This is a genomic window from Allocatenococcus thiocycli (assembly GCF_921292965.1).
GTDB classification, from domain to species: domain Bacteria; phylum Pseudomonadota; class Gammaproteobacteria; order Enterobacterales; family Vibrionaceae; genus Vibrio; species Vibrio natriegens.
This window is the reverse complement of the sequence record NZ_CAKLCK010000016.1, coordinates 50,545-65,216: the sequence shown is the minus strand read 5'-3', so window position 1 is coordinate 65,216 and position 14,672 is coordinate 50,545. Positions and strand designations below refer to the sequence as shown.

The 14,672-nt window shown below is 45.5% G+C and carries 11 protein-coding genes and 1 pseudogene; 8 read left to right on the top strand and 4 right to left on the bottom strand.

The window, feature by feature from the left end:
* Both L9Q40_RS06730 and L9Q40_RS06725 read left to right on the top strand, forming a co-directional pair.
* Positions 1-721: sensor histidine kinase (locus L9Q40_RS06730; RefSeq protein WP_498792829.1), on the top strand; the 721-nt coding region annotated here is incomplete at its 5' end.
* A complete protein-coding gene (locus L9Q40_RS06725) occupies positions 718-1,404 on the top strand; it encodes a response regulator (RefSeq protein WP_498792827.1) in 687 nt (228 codons plus the stop codon). The genes L9Q40_RS06730 and L9Q40_RS06725, both read left to right, overlap by 4 nt.
* An 83-nt stretch (positions 1,405-1,487) precedes the next feature.
* On the opposite strand, the pseudogene L9Q40_RS06720 reads toward L9Q40_RS06725, so the two are convergent.
* Together L9Q40_RS06720 and L9Q40_RS06715 are read right to left on the bottom strand one after the other, a co-directional pair.
* A pseudogene (locus L9Q40_RS06720) lies at positions 1,488-3,623 on the bottom strand (TonB-dependent siderophore receptor).
* A 120-nt stretch (positions 3,624-3,743) separates the two neighbouring features.
* Positions 3,744-4,664, bottom strand: coding sequence for a GyrI-like domain-containing protein (locus L9Q40_RS06715; protein WP_498792838.1), 921 nt, complete (start codon positions 4,662-4,664; stop codon positions 3,744-3,746).
* 528 nt (positions 4,665-5,192) lie between these two features.
* On the opposite strand from L9Q40_RS06715, the gene zwf reads away from it, so the two are divergent.
* The 3 genes from zwf to gnd are packed head-to-tail and all read left to right on the top strand — an operon-like array spanning position 5,193 to position 8,895.
* A complete protein-coding gene (zwf, locus tag L9Q40_RS06710) occupies positions 5,193-6,695 on the top strand; it encodes a glucose-6-phosphate dehydrogenase (RefSeq protein ID WP_065296887.1) in 1,503 nt (500 codons plus the stop codon).
* Positions 6,692-7,411: a 6-phosphogluconolactonase gene (gene pgl / locus L9Q40_RS06705; RefSeq protein ID WP_014231950.1), complete on the top strand. Its 720-nt coding sequence runs from the start codon at positions 6,692-6,694 to the stop codon at positions 7,409-7,411. The genes zwf and pgl overlap by 4 nt, the downstream gene beginning before the upstream one ends.
* A 35-nt stretch (positions 7,412-7,446) precedes the next feature.
* Positions 7,447-8,895, top strand: a complete 1,449-nt coding sequence (gnd, locus tag L9Q40_RS06700) for a decarboxylating NADP(+)-dependent phosphogluconate dehydrogenase (RefSeq protein ID WP_014231949.1) — start codon at positions 7,447-7,449, stop codon at positions 8,893-8,895.
* Positions 8,896-8,977: 82 nt separating this feature from the next.
* Here the strand turns inward: gnd and L9Q40_RS06695 are convergent, their stop codons facing one another.
* Complete coding sequence (locus tag L9Q40_RS06695) at positions 8,978-9,181, bottom strand: hypothetical protein (protein ID WP_498792824.1); 204 nt, start codon at positions 9,179-9,181, stop codon at positions 8,978-8,980.
* 489 nt (positions 9,182-9,670) lie between these two features.
* Here L9Q40_RS06695 and L9Q40_RS06690 point away from each other — a divergent pair, with 489 nt between their 5' ends.
* Positions 9,671-9,808, top strand: coding sequence for a hypothetical protein (locus L9Q40_RS06690; RefSeq protein ID WP_014231947.1), 138 nt, complete (start codon positions 9,671-9,673; stop codon positions 9,806-9,808).
* Between the two features lie 79 nt (positions 9,809-9,887).
* Here the strand turns inward: L9Q40_RS06690 and L9Q40_RS06685 are convergent, their stop codons facing one another.
* Positions 9,888-11,645 carry a sigma-54-dependent Fis family transcriptional regulator gene (locus tag L9Q40_RS06685; RefSeq protein ID WP_498792822.1) on the bottom strand — a complete coding sequence of 586 codons (1,758 nt, stop codon included), beginning with the start codon at positions 11,643-11,645 and terminating at the stop codon, positions 9,888-9,890.
* 257 nt (positions 11,646-11,902) lie between these two features.
* Between L9Q40_RS06685 and exaC the strand changes: the two genes are divergently transcribed.
* Positions 11,903-13,423, top strand: a complete 1,521-nt coding sequence (exaC, locus tag L9Q40_RS06680; RefSeq protein WP_014231945.1) for an acetaldehyde dehydrogenase ExaC — start codon at positions 11,903-11,905, stop codon at positions 13,421-13,423.
* A 211-nt stretch (positions 13,424-13,634) separates the two neighbouring features.
* Positions 13,635-14,606 carry a TAXI family TRAP transporter solute-binding subunit gene (locus L9Q40_RS06675; RefSeq protein ID WP_498792820.1) on the top strand — a complete coding sequence of 324 codons (972 nt, stop codon included), beginning with the start codon at positions 13,635-13,637 and terminating at the stop codon, positions 14,604-14,606.
* The last annotated feature ends 66 nt before the right edge of the window (positions 14,607-14,672 follow it).

Sequence of the window (14,672 nt, the reverse complement as noted above, 5' to 3'; positions counted from 1 at the left end):
AAAAGTCGTGGGTGCGGTATCCAGTTTTCGCTTACGTGACGAGATCAGTGAGCTAACAGAACAGTTATCTCAGACGAAGGAATACGCGGAACTGTTGCGTTCGCAGACGCATGAGCACAGAAACAAGCTCAACACCATTAGCGGGCTTGTCCAAATGGGGGAGCTTGATGCTGTGCAAAAACTGATAGGCCAAGAGACCGCGCACTATCAAGCGATGATCGAGTTTTTGCGCGACACGATAAAAGATCCTCTGATTGCGGGTATGTTGTTGGGAAAAACAGAACGTGCTCGAGAGCTTGGTTTAAATCTGGTTGTGGAAGAAGGGAGCCGCTTAGAGCCGCTACCTGAATGGTTGAACGCTGAGGACTTGGTGACCATTTTGGGTAACTTAATTGATAACGCTTTTGATGCGACGTTATCGACGATTCGTGAAGAGTCGACCGTGGCGATTGAACGACGTGACATCGAGGTATCGCTGAGTGACTACGGTAACGAAGTGATCATGGAAGTCAGCGATCAGGGCTGTGGGCTGCCAGAAAACATTGAACCACAAACACTTTTCAAAAAGGGCATTTCAACAAAAGCACTCCATAATCGCGGTGTGGGGTTGCACTTGGTCAATCAACTCGCCACACGCTATCACGGTCATGTTGAGATGCTGCCGAATACGCACTATGGAACGAGAATAACCGTGTATTTGCCTAAGGAAGAACAAATATGAAGACGGCAACGCGTGTCATGATCATCGAAGATGATCTCGCTATTGCAGAACTCCACCATAAATACCTCAGCCAATTGTCTGGCTTAGAGGTGGTGGGCATAGCCACAACGCGAATGGAAGCAGAAATGCAATTGGAGATACTCAAACCCGATTTACTACTGATGGATGTGTATCTACCAGATGGGACAGGGCTGGAGATCCTGAATACCTTACGTGCTAAAAATCAAACTTGCGACGTCATTCTGATTACCGCAGCAAGGGACGTTGATACGCTGCAAACAGCAATGCGTGGTGGAGTTGTCGACTACCTGCTTAAGCCGATTATGTTTCCGAGGTTAGAGGTAGCCCTGAAAAAGTATCTTGCGCAGCGTGAGCGTTTTGATGTCGCTGGTAGCCTGGATCAGAGTCAGGTTGATAAGATGTTTCAGTCTAACAATATTGCTGAAACAGGCGCAAAACGTCTGCCAAAAGGGATTGATAGTGTGACGCTGGATAAAATCCGAGACTTGTTCCCGGGTGAAGAAATGCTCACTGCGGATGAGGCTGGAGAAAAAATCGGAGCCAGTCGAACCACGGCAAGACGATATCTGGAATACTTAATTAGCTCTGGTGAATTAGAGGCTGATTTAAATTACGGCACAGTGGGGCGTCCTGAGCGCTGTTATAAGAAAGTGACAAGGTAACCTATTCTGGCCAGTTAGATCGTCAAAAACGGTGGCATTGAAGCCACCGTTTTTTATTTCAAAGTTGAAACCTTGCCAGAGAACTAAAACTTGTACTCTAACTTGGCTTCAACAGAGCGCTCTGCGCCAAACCAGCAGTTACTTTTGTCATAGCAAGAGTAGTACTCTTTATCAAACAGGTTGGATGCAGACAGCGTAGCCACGGTACCTTCAAGTGATTTAGACACAGAAGAGAAGTCGTAGCTTGCGGAGACATCTACCAGTGTATAATCCGCAACTTGCTCACTATTCTGTGCGTCCATTTGCGACTCTCCAACATAGCGAGCGCCTGCGCTGGTTTGTAGCCCGGACAACGCGCCTTCAAAGTAGTAATTTGCCCACAGCGATGCCATTTGCTCTGGCACCCAGACAGGAGTTTTACCTTCTTGACCGTAATAACTGTCTTCGGTGATCTCCATGTCAATGTAGGTGTAGTTAAGCGTTAAGTCTGCTTGTGGCGTTGCCTGCCATTTTGTTTCTAACTCGGCACCTTGAGAGACGACTTCACCCGCTTGATAATTTGGCGCATAAGGGTTGTTCGGGTCGTTCAAGATGGTATTTTTCTTGGTGATATGAAAGAGCGCTAAGTTGCCCGAAATGTTACTTCCCCATGGTGCATATTTAAAGCCCAGCTCCCATTGATGCCCTGTTGAAGGCTCAAATGCATTGCCATTCGCATCTGCTCCGGCAATTGGTTCGAAACTTTCGGAGTAGGTCAGGTAAGGAGACATTCCGAAATCAAGTTCGTATAGACCGTCAACACGGAAAGCAACATTGGTGTCATCCAGCTTTTCTTTGCTGTTAGAGATAGAACCAAGGTAATCACTGGTGGTATCCGTATCTGACTCGTACTTATCCCAACGTAGACCAGCAATCATTACTAGTTTGTCGTAACGCGCTTGGTTCTGGAAATAGACACCAATCTGCTTGGTCTGAATATCAAGATTTTGTTGATATTGGAAATTCAGAGTATTCCTATCAATTTGATTGTGGTCAGGATTAAAAATGTCCTGTGTCAGGGAGTAGTCGAGCGTATCTTTGTACTTCACATCCGAGTCTAAGTATTGATAGTCCAAACCAAAAAGCAGGTTATGTTCCCAGTTGCCAGCCTTGATAAAGCCTGACAACTGGTTATCGACAACAAATGACGTTGATTCTTAATCGGTGAGGTAGGCGTTTCGTCCAACGGTGCGGTTATCAGCAGCGAGGGCACTGTTATAGGTGTTTTCCTGATACGCGTCCGCTGTCATGTAGCGAGCATTTTGCAAAAACTGCCAGCTATGGTTGAAGTCATGCTGAATTTTATATCCCAGCATAAGAACTTCACGTTCGTATGTGTTCCAGTTCTCATCGCCTAAGTAAGTGTTCGGAGACATTGAACCGAGTGGGTTATTTGACGCCGAACCCGCAGCTGGTACCGTGGTATATATTCCTGCAGAAGGGTCGTTCTGATAGTAGACATTTACATTCACCAGCGTGTTTTCGGTCGCTTGCCAGTTGAATGAAGGAGCGAGAACGTAGCGCTCATCCTCAGAAGTATCGGCCTGTCCGTCCTGCTGTTTGGCCAAGCCGACCAAGCGATAATCCACGTCAGAGTCGCCTAATTGTCCAGTTGTGTCGAAACTCACCTCTTTTAGATGATTAGAACCAGTTCTTATGGCGAGACTATTTTCAGGTTCGGACTGTGGCGTTTTAGCAATGATATTCACCATGCCACCTGGCGGGATGTTTCCGTACAGAACCGACGTTGGCCCTTTGAAAACCTCAATCTGCTCCAATGCCACGGCATCAATTTGTGGCTGAAGGTTCCAGCCATTGAAGAGTAGGGGAAGACCATCGTAAAAATTGGTGTAATTAATGAAACCACGAATATTAAACAGATCGAGACGAGAAACGGCCCCTCCGCGCAGTTCCGTATTGACGCCGGACGCGTAACGCAACGCCTCACTGATGGTACTGACACCACGTACATCCATTTCTTCTTTGGTAAGTATGGTGATCGCCTGAGGCGTTTCTTCTGGTGCTAGTGCCGTTTTTGTTGCGGTATTGCGGTAGGTTTCGCCAAGTACAGTGATGGTCTCGTATTGTGATTGGCTTTCATCGGCGATGACAGAGCCAGAGACAAGTGCAGAAACAACAACAGCGAGGGCTGAGCGTTGAAATCGGGCTGGGCATTTCATATCTATTCCACTACTTTTTATTTGATAATGATTGTTATTTGTATTCTATAGGCAGGGGAAAGAGAAAAGTTAACAATTTGGTGCAAAGATAGTGTTGTCACTGCGTGTTGCAGCAAATCTTTACTTTGAATCTGAGGGTTTTACCGGGAGCCAGTATTGCATTTGAGCGTCTTCACTTTCAGGTTGGTAGTCTCTGGGATAAATTTCCAGTTCGTACCCATCGATGCCACGGTAGTTTGAGTTCGGCAGCCAATGATGGATAAACCATTCCAGGGTCTGCGCTAACTTGGAAGCTTTGCCATTGTGAGTGATAACGGCGTAGCTTTGTTGTGGGACAAACAAAGAATCCAACGGAGAAAAAGTCTCATCACTGCTGTTGAATACTTGATCATTTTCGAATGGGTACCCCGCCCAATATTCCAGTTGAGAACAACTTGCATGAGTATTCGTCACGTCAATGACGCCAAGACAAGCATCTTGATAGAGATGATCTTTGACTGAAAAAAGACGGTCCCATAGTTTGGGCACGATCCATTGAAAATCTGGCTCGGAGGAGAACAGGCCATTGATGGACTGGTGAACACCTCTTAGGTAAAACGCCGGTTTTGTTTCAATTCTTACATCGGCAAAGTGAGCATCTAGTCTTGAAGCTTCGGGGGCAAACACCAAACTCAGAGGCTGCCTAAGGCCAGATAACTGCTGTTTTTGGCGATACTCTCTGGGGCTTACAGAGAACATTTGTTTGAAAGCGCGGCTAAAGGCATTTTCTGAAGTAAAGCCGAGATCCATCGCGATATCCAGCGAGCGTTCAGAACTACTGACCAGGCGCTCGGCGGCGTAGCTTAATTTTAGTTCTCTAACGTAATGAGCTACTGACATTCCCGTGTGTTGCTGAAAAACTCGTTGTAATTGCCATCGGGACCAACAACTTTGCTGCGAAAGGTGATCAACATTCAGAGGCATTTCCAAATTGTTATGGATGTAATCAAGCACATTCTGAATACGGTTTATGGGGTGTGTGCGGGTTACGCCAGCATTCATTGCGTTATCGTTGTAGGTAGACATGCGCTATATTATCTATTATTGAGAATGATTATCAACAATGATTAAAGGTAAATGATAAGTGTCATGATCAAAGTAACTACTGCTTTGATTATTAAAAGAATAATTTTTGCTCACTTTTGAGTTTTTACTCAAATTGCGGGTGGTTCTGGATAGAGATTTTTTATATATAAAATACAATGAGTTAACCGTTTTTCTGCAACTTATTTAAACGTTTGCACTGGCAAGTGTTGATGTAAATCAAATTGTCGTAGACAATACTGCACCGTGTCGGACTCTCCTTAACCTAAGTGACGGAGGGCTCCTTGACCTAAATGACCTCAGCAAGTCGTGCTTTGAAGTGGTAAACGAGCATCACTTATTGAGGTTCTTTGGGCCTAATTTGACTTACCTATCAACGTAATAGGTAAGAGCAATTTTCTATTTTGAAGTGCCATTGATAGGGTAGGCAAATCCTTGAGCCATATCCTGGCACACAATAAGTACCTCGTTTTTAAGGGAAAGATGATGGTAATACCAGAAAACAGCAGCATCGTTATTTTTGGTGCTTCAGGCGATCTTACATACCGTAAGTTAATTCCTGCTTTATACCACCTTTATGCGAATAAGCAGCTTCCAGATAACTTTGCGATTCTGGGCGTAAGTCGAACTGAATACAGTGATGAATCTTATCGTGAAAAGCTGAAGAAATCGCTTCAGGAGATGGAAAAAACAGAGCCAGAAACGCTTAATGCATTTATTAACCATCTGCACTACCAAGCAATCAATACCTCTGACACCCAAGATTACGGCAAGTTGGTGACTCGTTTAGATCAACTAGCCATCGACTACAAGCTAGAGCAGCGTAATACGCTTTTCTATCTAGCGACCCCTCCAAGCTTATACAGCGTGATCCCGGCAAGTCTTGCAGCGCATGGTTTAAACAGCGAAGAAGATGGCTGGAAACGTCTGATCATCGAAAAGCCTTTCGGTTACGATCTAGAATCAGCCCGTATTCTGGACAAAGAAATCCACGAGCATTTCCAAGAGCATCAAATCTACCGAATCGACCATTACTTAGGTAAAGAAACGGTTCAAAACCTGCTTGTTTTCCGTTTCTCAAATGCGATGTTTGAGCCTCTGTGGAACCGTAACTTCATTGATTACGTCGAAATCACAGGTGCAGAATTCCTTGGTGTAGAAGAGCGTGGCGGTTACTACGATAACTCGGGTGCCGTTCGCGATATGTTCCAAAACCACTTGCTACAAGTATTAGCGATGGTGGGTATGGAGCCGCCAGCACAAATCAATGCTGATTCGATGCGTGATGAAGTCGTTAAGGTACTTCAGTGTTTGAAACCTCTGGATGAAGAAGCACTTCGTAATGATCTTGTTCTAGGTCAGTACACGGCATCTGATGTTCGTGGTCAGCACCTACTGGGCTACCGTGAAGAAAACGGCGTCGCTGATGACTCTCGTACCGAGACTTACATCGGTCTGAAAGCACACATCAACAACTGGCGCTGGAACGGTGTTCCTTTCTACGTGCGCACAGGTAAACGCCTGCCAACGCGCGTAACAGAAGTGGTTATCCACTTTAAAGCGACACCACACCCAGTGTTTGGCCAAAATGCACCAGAAAACAAACTGATCATCCGTATTCAGCCAGACGAAGGCATCCAGATGAGTTTCGGTTTGAAAGAACCAGGTGCAGGCTTTAAGGCCAAAGAAGTGAAGATGAACTTCCACTACACTTCTCTAGAAGAAACGCAAATGCTGACGGCTTACGAGCGTTTGCTGCTTGACTCACTAAACGGTGACGCGACATTGTTTGCTCGTAGCGATGCGGTTGAAGCGTGCTGGCAGTACGTGCAGCCAATTCTGGACTTCAAACAAGACCCGCAATCACTCTTTGGATACGCATGTGGTACGTGGGGCCCTAAAGAGTCGGATGACTTGCTACAGCGCGATGACCGTGCTTGGCGTTTCCCATGTAAAAACTTAACAGATACGGACTACTGTGAACTATGATCAACCATAAGATCTATCAAACAGCAGAACAGGTAGTAGAAAGCCTAGCAAACGACATGAAAGCGTTTAGCGAAATGGGCCGACCTGTTCACATCTCGCTTTCAGGTGGTAGCACGCCAAAAATGCTGTTTAAACTTCTAGCATCGGATGCTTACGCGACGTCAGTTCAATGGCAAAACCTGCACTTCTGGTGGGGTGATGAGCGTTGTGTTGCTCCTGATGATGCAGAAAGTAACTATGGCGAAGCGAACGCACTTCTTTTTAGCCAAGTAAACTTGCCTGCTGAGAACATCCACCGCATCCGTGGTGAAGATGATCCACAAGCTGAAGCTGAGCGATTTGCAAAAGAAATGCTGGATGCGATCCCGTCTCTACACGGTGCTCCAGTATTTGATTGGATCTTGCTAGGCGTTGGTGCGGACGGTCACACGGCATCTCTGTTCCCAGGTCAAACCAACTATGACGACACAAACTTGTCTGTCATTGCATCGCATCCTGAATCTGGTCAGCTTCGCGTGTCGAAAACAGCGCGCGTTCTGGAAGCAGCAAAACGCATCAGTTACTTGGTACTTGGCGCAGGTAAAGCGGATATCGTTGAAGAGATTAACAACTCACCTGCAGAAGAATTGCCATATCCGGCAGCGAAGGTCCAGTCAAAAGCTGGCCTGACTGAGTGGTATTTAGATTTAGACGCAGCAGCAAAAATTGCTAAATAAGCTGCTCGTCAATAGAACACAATTGGAGAGAAACAATGAAAGGTGATATCGGTGTAATTGGCCTTGCGGTAATGGGTCAGAACCTTATCCTAAACATGAACGACCACGGCTTTAAAGTTGTGGCTCACAACCGTACTGCAGCTAAAGTAGACGAGTTTCTGGAAGGCCCAGCAAAAGGCACTAACATCGTTGGCGCATACTCTCTTGAAGAGCTAGTAGAAAAGCTAGAAGCACCACGTAAAGTAATGCTGATGGTTCGTGCAGGTGACGTTGTAGATAAGTTCATCGACGCGCTAGTTCCTCTGCTAGACAAAGGCGACATCATCATCGACGGTGGTAACACTAACTACCCAGATACAAACCGTCGCGTTGCAGCACTACGTGAAAAAGGCATCCACTTCATCGGTACTGGTGTATCTGGTGGCGAAGAAGGCGCACGTTTTGGTCCATCTATCATGCCTGGTGGCGCACCAGAAGCTTGGGAAGCGGTTAAGCCTATCTTCCAAGGTATCTCTGCGAAAACTGACGCTGGCGAGCCTTGCTGTGACTGGGTTGGTAACGATGGTGCAGGTCACTTCGTTAAGATGGTTCACAACGGTATCGAATACGGCGACATGCAGCTGATCACTGAAGCTTACCAGTTCATGAAAGACGGTCTTGGTATGTCTGCAGACGAGATGCAAGCTGTATTTGCTGACTGGAACAAAACTGAGCTAGACAGTTACCTGGTAGAAATCACAGCTGACATCCTTGGCTACAAAGATGAAGACGGTGAAGCGCTAGTTGAGAAGATCCTGGACACGGCTGGCCAAAAAGGTACAGGTAAATGGACGGGTATCAACGCACTAGACCTAGGTATTCCTCTAACGCTTATCTCTGAGTCTGTATTCTCTCGTTGCCTGTCTGCACTGAAAGACCAACGTGTTGAAGCTGAAAAACTATTCGGCAAGACAATCACTCCAGTTGAAGGCGACAAGCAAGAGTGGGTTGACGCACTACGTCAAGCGCTTCTGGCGTCTAAGATCATCTCTTACGCTCAAGGCTTTATGCTAATGCGCGAAGCGTCTAACGAAAACGGCTGGGACCTAAACTACGGTAACGTTGCTCTTATGTGGCGTGGTGGTTGTATCATCCGTTCTGCGTTCCTAGGCAACATCCGTGATGCATACGAAGCGAACCCAGATCTAGCGTTCCTAGGCTCTGATGATTACTTCAAAGGCATCCTACAAAACAGCCTGGTAGCGTGGCGTAAAGTTGCAGCTAAGTCTCTAGAAGCAGGCATCCCAATGCCATGTACGACTTCTGCGCTAACTTTCCTAGACGGTTACACAACAGCTCGTCTACCTGCTAACCTGCTTCAAGCTCAACGTGACTACTTCGGTGCTCACACTTACGAGCGTATCGACCGTGAACGTGGCGAATTCTTCCACACTAACTGGACTGGTACAGGCGGTGACACAGCGTCTACAACTTACGACGTTTAATACGTTTTAAGTACACTGACACTATCTAAATGGATGCCCAAGTGGCATCCATTTTGTGTTGGAAAAACCAAGGCGAGAGTCTTCAGGCACTCTTTCCTTTAGTGTGACTTTTAGGGTGGAGAAATTTATCTTTTAAGTACAGGATTACGCTGACAACCAGAGCTGCAGCGGAGACCGTAAATAACGCATACATGCTCAGAATCCAAGCGAGTGTGGCGGTCAAAAACGCAATAAAAGAAAACATTCTGCTAAATGACATCACATGACCTAGCTTGTTACTTTTCATAACGCCTCCCAAATTTTAGTGGGTAGAGTCAAGAGAGCTCTCACTTCATTGTGATTGTCTCCATTTCTTTGCTTTAGCGCCTAAAAAAACAGCTAAATATTTCTCAAAAAAGGTTGAATGTTGAACCTGTAGACAAAATTTTCATTGAAATGAAGAGATATGCAGGGCAAGTGTACTTTCAATCCAGAGCAAAACTCATCCTTTACGTCTGGGCGTTGAGGCATATTTTTTCTTTTTGAGACAATAAGTTGCTGCCAAACAAGTAATAAGAACCGTTATCACGCTATCTGTTATTAGTGCTATTACTCTGACAGTCGTATTAGGTAAGCCCTTGAACTACGCCCGGAATATCCTCGTAAATGGAGGATGTGTCACTTTTAAATACACACTATCTTCAACATCAGCCACAAGCCGCCAGAGAAAGCCGTTTTCACGGTTCTATTTGTAGAGGCTTAAAGGCAACAATCACAACTCATTGAGGTTCTCAAGATGACTCTTAACAAGTACTTTGTTTTCAACCCTGCCAAATTAGAGCAGGACACTCAAAAGAACAATAAAGTGGTATCTGAAAAGGAAACTCAACGTCAGGCATTGGTTAAACAGGCACAACAAGCTGGCGGACTCTAACGCCAACGATAAAAAAGAAAGAGCACCCATTGCGGGTGCTCTTCAAAACGCCTTCATAGCCATCATTAACGATGATTGATTATTTAATCATTCCCATGCTCTTCAGTTTCCGATAAATCGTATTCCGGCTCACACCGAGCATACGAGATGTCTTACTGATGTTCCCTTGATTTGCCTGGTAGGTTTTCACCAGTTTGTCTTCGACTGTAGTACGTATATCCGTAGTGGGTTCTGCGATTGCCTGTTGTTGCATCTGGCTAAGTTTCTTAGATAAGTGAGTTGGGACATGAGCAAGCTCTAACACCGCCTCACCTTGTGCCATTAGTGCAGAAACTTTTATCAGGCTATCGAGCTCTCGCAAATTACCCGGCCACGAATATGAGAGCAGCAGAGATAATAGGTGAGGGCATAAGTGTTGATTTGGTTCCGCATGTCGGCGGTGAAGACTTTCAATCAGCTTTTGCTTGTCTTGTCGCTCTTCCAATCTAGGTAACTCGATGATCAGCCCATTCAGTCGATAATATAAATCTTGTCGGAACTCGCCCTGTTCAACCAAGGCTTCAAGATCTTTATGTGTTGCTGCAATAATCTGAGTATCCACCTGAACGCTTTGATTGGACCCAACAGGAAGTACGGTTTTGTCCTGAAGTACATGTAGAAGGCGGCTTTGTGCAGCGATTGGTAAGTCAGCAATTTCATCGAGAAATAGTGTCCCTTTGTGCGCTTGACGGATCTTACCCTGATAGCCTTTGCTGTTTGCCCCGGTAAAGGCTCCCGCAACATAGCCAAACAACTCGGATTCAATGAGATCTTTAGGCAGTGCACCACAGTTGACTGCTACCAGAGGGCCGCTTTTTCGCTGGCTATTTTTATGCAGCGCTTTCACAAACTCGTTTTTACCGACGCCAGTTTCACCCAGTATCAATAAACTGATGTCTTTATCGATAACGCGGTTTGCTTGTTGCCAACAGTGTTCAACTTTAGCGTCACCAAAATGAAGATCACTGGAGGCACTTAAGGAGCGGGACTGGATTTTTGTTTTTGAGAGTGGTGCAGTTTTGAATACGATAGGTTGGTCTGAGTTCTGGTGAGACAGAATTTCCTCTAATGATTGACCCACTACTGTGCTGCGATCGAGTAACTGAGAGGCGACTTGGTTGTGTGCCAAAATTTCACCTGCTTCGTCGGCGATAATTATGCCTTGCCAGCCGCTGTTTAAGAGATTTTTGTCGCAGGCTAAATCGACCCGAATATGACCACTTGGAATCTGATTTAGCATCTGGTTTTCGACCAGCTGAACCATATTCTGCACTAACACTTGAGTGGACAGATCATGCTTTTCCTGTTCGCTGGTAATGTCTAAGACCCCAAGGAGCCTACCTAGGTGATCGAATATAGGATTTGCAGAGCAACTGATGAAACGATGGTGCTGAATAAAGTGTTGATCGCCAATTACCGAGACTGGTTTAGCCTCAATCAAAGCAGTGCCGATGGCATTGGTGCCTTTCAGCTTTTCCTGCCAACAGGCACCTGAGCTAAGGGCAATTTCGGTCAGCTTCTCTCTAAATCTAGGTTTTCCCCAGCTACCAATGATCACGCCATCTGCATCCGTAAGAATCAGTCGACTATTACTGTGTGCGAAAATTTGGTTAAACAGAGGCAGCGCAAATTGCTTAACTGCATCGAGCAGAAAATTCAATTGGTGACGTCTGTCCTTAAGTGTCGCCGAGTTGACACGGACATCTTCAGGGAGTCGGCGCTGTTTTAGACCCGCTTGTTCACTTCTAAGCCAAGAAGTCGAAAGCCAATTGTTATCCGTAATAGGTTGAATTTCCATGACTGTACCATTTTGTCACAGTGAGCATGTGCCATTTTGGAACACTTGAACACTGGTGTTCACACCATACATCTATTCAAACAACACTCACTTAATTTGTTATCGCTTGGTAATCATAGTGTTACATTTAATTAACAACAAGTGTGTCTTACTTGGCCTGTGACTTGCGTATTACTCTTCGTTAACAGTGACTATGACACTGTCAGAAAAACAAAGTGTTTCAAACACTAACTGAACGAGAAACAAAAGGAAGAGTTATGATTTACGCACAACCAGGTAGTGAAAATGCCATCGTGAACTTCAAATCACATTACGACAACTTCATCGGTGGAGAGTGGGTGAAACCGACAGGAGGAGAGTACTTCGACAATATTTCTCCAATTAACGGAAAGCCGTATTGTAAAGTGGCTCGCTCAGGTGAAGCAGATATCAATTTAGCATTGGATGCAGCACACAACATCAGAGAAAAGTGGGCGAAAACAAGCGCTGCAGAGCGTTCTAATCTTCTTTTAAAAATTGCAGATCGTCTTGAACAGCACATTGAAGAGCTAGCGTTGGTAGAGACATGGGAAAACGGTAAACCGATCCGTGAAACACTGGCAGCAGACATCCCACTTGTTGTCGACCATTTCCGTTACTTTGCAGGTTGTATTCGAGCTCAGGAAGGCAGCGCCGCTGAAATTGATGAGACAACGGCAGCGTACCACTTTCCAGAACCGATCGGTGTGGTCGGTCAGATCATTCCTTGGAATTTCCCAATCTTGATGGCGGCATGGAAACTTGCGCCAGCGTTAGCAGCAGGCTGCTGTGTGGTACTCAAACCTGCAGAGCAAACGCCAACGTCGATTTTGGTTCTGATGGAAAAAATCGCTGATTTACTTCCACCAGGCGTAGTGAACGTGGTAAATGGTTATGGCTCAGAGGCGGGTCAGGCACTGGCAACCAGTAATCGCATCGCTAAACTGGCATTTACAGGTTCAACGCAAGTCGGCAACCACATTCTAAAATGTGCAGCCGATAACCTGATTCCTTCTACCGTTGAGTTGGGTGGTAAATCACCAAACATCTACTTCCCAGATGTGTTTGATCATGAAGATGAGTTTGTCGACAAATGTATCGAAGGGACACTGTTGGGCTTCTTTAACCAAGGCGAAGTATGTACCTGTCCATCACGTGTGTTGGTTCATGAGTCGATCTATGACAAGTTTGTCGCTAAAGTGGCCGAACGAGCGAAGTTAATCAAGCAAGGCAACCCGTTAGATACAGAGACTCAAGTTGGCGCACAAGCCTCACAAGAACAGTTCGATAAGATTCTGAGCTACCTAGAAATTGGCCGTCAAGAGGGCGCGCGAGTTGTCTTTGGCGGTGATGCTGCGAAACAAGAGGGTGATCTGGAGCAAGGCTACTACATTCAACCAACGCTATTGGAAGGTCACAACAAGATGCGCGTTTTCCAGGAAGAGATTTTTGGACCTGTTATCGCGATTACGACTTTCAAAGACGAAGCTGAAGCACTTGCGATTGCTAACGATACTGAGTACGGCTTAGGTGCAGGTGTTTGGACGCGTGATCAAAACCTAGCTTACCGTATGGGTCGTAACATTGAAGCGGGCCGCGTTTGGATCAACTGTTACCATGCGTACCCAGCTCACGCAGCGTTCGGTGGTTACAAGAAGTCGGGTATTGGACGTGAAACGCACAAGATGATGTTGGGTCATTACCAAAACACCAAGAACTTACTGATCAGCTACAGCGTCGATCCACTAGGGTTCTTCTAATTAACTTCTTCTAATCAGAAAATGCCCCAGTAACTAAGAAAAAGCAGTATTAACTCAAGCCCCGTACATTCGGGGCTTTTTGTTATCAATTAATAAATTTGTTGTATACAAACATGTAAACGAATTTTATATGCTGTGAACTCATGCATAATCAATCGATTAACGCTTGCTATACTTGAACCGTCACAAACAAAAGGAAAAAGGATGTTCAATGTTAAAGTTTAAGCAAGTTGCAATAACCGCATCTCTTGCGGCACTGAGTGCGAGCTTCTCTGTCGCTGCTGAAGACACCTTCGTAACGATTGGTACGGGTGGGGTCACTGGGGTTTACTATCCAACGGGTGGTGCAATCTGTCGTCTTGTGAACAAGTCACGTGCTGACCATGGAATTCGTTGTTCTGTTGAAAGTACCGGTGGTTCTATTTACAACATTAATACGATCCGTTCCGGTGAATTAGATTTGGGTATCGCTCAGTCAGACTGGCAATATCATGCTTACAACGGTACCAGCCAATTTTCGGATGCAGGCCCTTTCAAAGAACTACGCGCGGTATTCTCTGTTCACCCTGAACCATTCACTGTCGTTGCACGTAAAGATGCCAATATTAATTCGTTTGATGATTTGAAAGGCAAACGTGTGAATATTGGTAACCCTGGTTCAGGACAGCGCGGTACGATGGAAGTTCTGATGAAAGAGTACGGCTGGACAAATGATGACTTCAAACTGGTTTCTGAGCTGAAAGCCTCTGAGCAGTCTAAAGCACTTTGTGATAACAAGATTGATGCGATGGTTTATACCGTTGGTCACCCAAGTGGTGCGATAAAAGAGGCGACCACTTCATGTGATAGCAATATCGTAGAGATTGAAGGCGAACACGTTGCTAAGCTGATTGCCGATAATAGTTTCTATCGTGTCGCAACGGTTCCAGGTGGTATGTACCGTGGAACTGAAAAAGATGCTCACACATTTGGTGTGGGTGCTACGTTTGTCTCTTCAACAGCAGTACCAGAAGATGTGGTCTACAACGTTGTGAAAGCGGTGTTTGAAAACTTTGATGACTTCCGCCGTCTTCATCCTGCATTCGCTAACCTGAAGAAAGAAGAAATGGTGAAGGATGGTCTTTCAGCACCACTTCATCCAGGTGCATTGAAGTACTACAAAGAAGTTGGATTGATTAAATAAAGTCCAAACTTACAATACACAGAGCGCCATCGATTTGATGGCGCTTTTTTGTTTGAGGGGGTTAGA